The 4,273-nt window shown below is 56.5% G+C and carries 3 protein-coding genes; all 3 read left to right on the forward strand.

Translation table 11 applies throughout. From position 1 onward, the window contains the following. On the forward strand, nucleotides 1-537 hold a 537-nt coding region (locus VMU57_RS11180; protein ID WP_325383373.1), incomplete at its 5' end, for an ATP-binding protein. A 108-nt stretch (nucleotides 538-645) separates the two neighbouring features. Further along, nucleotides 646-1,632, forward strand: coding sequence for a WYL domain-containing protein (locus VMU57_RS11185; RefSeq protein ID WP_325383375.1), 987 nt, complete (start codon nucleotides 646-648; stop codon nucleotides 1,630-1,632). A gap of 121 nt (nucleotides 1,633-1,753) precedes the next feature. After that, nucleotides 1,754-3,877, forward strand: coding sequence for a DUF262 domain-containing protein (locus VMU57_RS11190; RefSeq protein WP_325383377.1), 2,124 nt, complete (start codon nucleotides 1,754-1,756; stop codon nucleotides 3,875-3,877). The last annotated feature ends 396 nt before the right edge of the window (nucleotides 3,878-4,273 follow it).

Here is a 4,273-nt window from a genome sequence, read left to right on the forward strand (position 1 = left end):
ATGGAGGTGATGCAGCAACGCGCCAGCGATCTCCTCTCAAAATGGGTCGGGGACAGCGAGAAGCAAATCGCGGGAGCGTTCGCAACTGCCCGCCGGCAGCGCGCCATGCTGATCATAGACGAGGCAGATTCTTTGCTTCTCGACCGGCGGGATGCTCTGCGGAGCTGGGAAGTATCCCAGGTCAACGAGATGCTGACGTGGATGGAAAGCCATCCGATGCCATTCGTCTGCACCACGAACCTGATGGATCGGCTCGACCAAGCGTCGCTGCGCCGATTTACCCTGAAACTTCGCTTCAACGCTCTCTCCCGTGAACAGGCGGCTCGTGCCTTCGAGAGGTTCTTCGGCATTCCGGCGCCGTATCATCTGCCGGAGGGGTTGACACCGGGCGACTTCGCCACCGTCAGGCGCAAACGCGAGTTGTTCCGCTCGCCCGACCCTGCGCGTTTGATGGGCTGGCTAAAGGAGGAAGCCGAGGCCAAGGGGACAGTGTCGAGGCCGATCGGTTTCCACGTGAGGCAAGGCGACGGCCCCTGAAGGGCTGTTGGCCTCCGTTAGCTGGTGATCTTCATGACTTTTCTCGCCGTGACGGGTAGCCTAGAGGCTTGCGCAGATGGGGGTAAGGCAAGCGTCCGAGGGGGACCCGTGCGATACGAAAAGGCGGAGACAATCCTTCGGATTGCACTGGACATGCAGGGATCGGGGGAAGGGCTGACCATCGACGATATCCGCATACGCTATGGCGATGAACCGCTGAGTCGGCGCACCGCCGAGCGGCTGCGGGATGCCGTCGAGCGCGTGTTTCCCCAGGTGGAACAGGCAAATCCGGGCGAGACCCCCAAGCGGTGGCGCATTCGCTCTGGCACCCTCAGCGGGCTCGTCGGCCTTTCGGCAGAGGAAGTTGCCGCCCTCGGGACGGCGGAGACCGTATTGAAGCGGGAAAACGCGAATGCTGCCGCGGATGCCCTGGGCAGTCTCGCGGCAAAACTCCGGGCTACAATCCGTCCGGAAGTCACCAGACGGATTGAGCCTGACGCGGAGCTCCTTCTCGAAGCAGAAGGACTTGCCATGCGGCCCGGTCCGCGACCGAAGGTCGATTCTGAGACTCTGGCGACGCTTCGGCAAGCGATCCTCGCTTCTCGCAAGGTACGGCTTCACTATCAGGCACGAAGCACCGGGACGCGCAGCCGACAACTTGTTTGCCCCTATGGTTTTCTGTACGGGAACCGGCCATATGTGGTGGCTTACAGCATGAACAGTGCGGTGCGCGACTACCGCCTGTTCAGCTTGGCGAATATCAGCGCTGTCGATCTGACGGCATTCAGCTTCTTGCGTCGCGCAGATTTTTCGTTGGCCGATTTTGCCCGTCGATCCTTCGGCGTATTCCAGGAAGAGCCGTTTGATGTCGTCTGGCGCTTTTCCCCGGAAGTTGCGGCTGATGCACGCGAATGGGTCTTCCATCCGGATCAGACGATCGAGGATCAGCCGGACGGATCGCTGACCGTTCGCTTTCGTGCGGGCGGAGCGTTAGAGATGTCATGGCATCTTTATACTTGGGGCGACACCGTCGAGGTGCTGGAGCCCAAAGATTTCCGAAATCGTGTCAAGCGATCAATAGGCGAATGCCAATAATGATGAACCAACCGACGACTGCGCCACACTGCGCCTCGACCGCGCTTGGATGGTGGGATGGTAGCCTATATGACGCAGACCGCGCGACGCATAACCCAATATTCCGTTGGAGTGGTGCGGCATGAAAACGAATAGTTTTTGCGAGCTTTTCCGTAACAGTACGACCGAGTTGCTGACTATCACTTGCCTGGCTGAGTGGCGGCAAGCGAAGGAAGGTAGTCGCTTATTTCTTCCGCCAATCCAACGCTCGGTCGTCTGGTCCAACGAGCAAGTTATCAACTATTGGGACAGTTTGCTGCGCGGGTATTCCGCGGGAATGATGCTGGTCCATCCCGTAAAAAACGGGGGGACCGACGCTAGCCGCAAGGGCCGTGACGCAGACGGCATGACGCGTGAAGCAAATGAAGCGGACTTTCAACTCTTCGACGGGCAACAACGGATGACCGCAGTCCTTCTGGGTCTTAGCAAGGGAGAGATGAAGGATAGTCGAAAACTTTGGGTCGATCTAGGAACGGAACCGACTAAAGCCTCGGGATTAATGTTTCAGCTACGCGTGACCAGTACCGGTCAGCCCTTTGGATATAAACCAGATGCACCGAACCAGAAGATTGAACTCGATAAAAGGCAGAGAAAATGGGGAGAGTGGCTCAATAATCACAGAGGCCAGACGACATCAGAACGGGAGCAGGCCTTTGCCATTGTAAAGGGTGGTGACTTGATCGACGCAAAGTGCGCCGTTCCGTTCTCTGAAGTGTGTGATGGTCTCGGTGGAAAAAGAGATCGAGACGCAATAATCGCAGAATTATCTAAACGAGAAGGCGCTTCAGAGACGCTTGTCCGTAACTTCGTTACCGCACTTACAAGGGCCTTGGAAGCTCCAGTTATTCTTCAGCAAGTGGATCCCAAGATCGTCGCCGATCAGGAAGATTATATCCGCTTTTTTACGCGGCTGGGCCAGGGTGGAACTCGTCTTACCGATGACGAACTCACCTACTCGATCATCAAGCACCTGTATCCGGGAATCCACGACCGGATGAAGGAGATCATTTCCCACACTGGCCGGCTCGCCGGTGAGATTGATCTGGTCCTGGCGACCTTGCGTGTTGCAAAGACGAAAGCGCCCTGGGACGGTGCCCATGAATGGGAGGTAATCAGCCGACCCAGCCCCACTTTTGTTTCCAAGCTGAAAGACAGAAAACAAGTGGAATCGGAATTTCTGGCAATGATCATGCCGGAAAGCCAGGCAGCGATATTGGAGACGGCTCTAACAGAGGTCCGGAGAGCGCTGAGCTACGATAAAAAAGCTCATCCAAAAGGACTGCCAACCATGCTACTGGCACGCCTACCGCGAGAACTCGTCGACGTGTTGATCCTTTTCGCCGTCAAGCGGGGTTTCGACAAGCCGTGGCAGAAGGACATCAACGAGATGCTGTGTGGCTTCGTGCTGCACTGGCTGCTCTTTGTTAATAACGATGCGAACGCGGCGTGGCGGGCCTTCCAGCATGCCAAGGAACACGACTGGGCCTTCACCCAAGAGTCCATTCGCGAGCTGATCGGGGAATACGAGAAGGAAGGAGAGGCGTATTTCATACCGCGCCAAGATGCGCTATGCGATCTGCGGAATGAAGTGGAAAACGGAACTGACATGCTTCGTTCGTGGGCAGATCGGTTCAAAGCGGCTGACTATACTGATGAGCACAAGCCCGGAGATGCCTTGCGTGTACTTTCTAGCAACGAGGAGCTGCGCAAACGCGCGCTAATGTGGCTCCAACGAGAATACATCACCAGTCAGTGGAAAAACTACGATCCGACTTCGGACCGAGATGAGGATTTACCAATCGATCTTGATCATATCGTGCCCAACGGCATCTTTAACTTTGACTGGCGCCACAGAAACAGGCGTCTTGAGGATGATGTCATCTCCGACAATTTTCGCCAGGAGCGCGGAAGCGTCGGCAACTCAATCGGCAACTTCCGCTGGCTAGCAGTCTCGGATAATCGAAAGCGGGGCAAGGGCAAATACGAGTCGCTCCCGGACAACGGCGATTTGGTTTCAAATCCGACGGAATGGGAGGCGCTCACGTCGAATGACGCTAGTGATCAGCCGTGGTCGAAAAAAGATATTGCCACCTTCCAGCGTCTCATTGATCTCCGAACACTTGAACTCTATGAAAATCTGCTAACCAAAAGTCGGATTGAAGAACTTCTGCCCGCTAATGCAGAAGGGGACCGTCTTTCGCCTTAGATTGGATCGACGAATGTCGGTCTCGACCAATGCGTGTCCCCGCAAGAACAGCGATTGAAACCTGTCCAGCGACACCCCGCTGGGCTGGACCTCTCGACTTTCCGGAAATGCCCGTATGCCGCCCTTCACGGAAACCTCGGGCCGATTGATCCTGAGTCGGTCCATCGCGATACCTGGCCGGCGACCCCACCGGATGCCGATTTTAAGCTATAAGACGCGTTGCGGCACCCTAAAGCGACTATTATAGTCGTTTTCCTGGTGCGCGCGGATCGACTGTCGGAGGTGATCATGGATGATCACCGGCCGACAAGTTCGGGCGGCGCGAGCCTTGCTGAACTGGAAGCAGGAAATGCTCGCGGAGAAAGCCCTGGTGGCATTGACCGCCCTCAAACGCCT

The organism is Edaphobacter sp., assembly GCF_035532915.1.
Classification (GTDB): Bacteria; Acidobacteriota; Terriglobia; order Terriglobales; family Acidobacteriaceae; genus Edaphobacter.

Bases quoted from the DNA above. Each gene is read 5' to 3' on its own strand.
- VMU57_RS11190 (WP_325383377.1), top strand. From the start codon at position 1,754: ATGAAAACGAATAGTTTTTGCGAGCTTTTCCGTAACAGTACGACCGAG.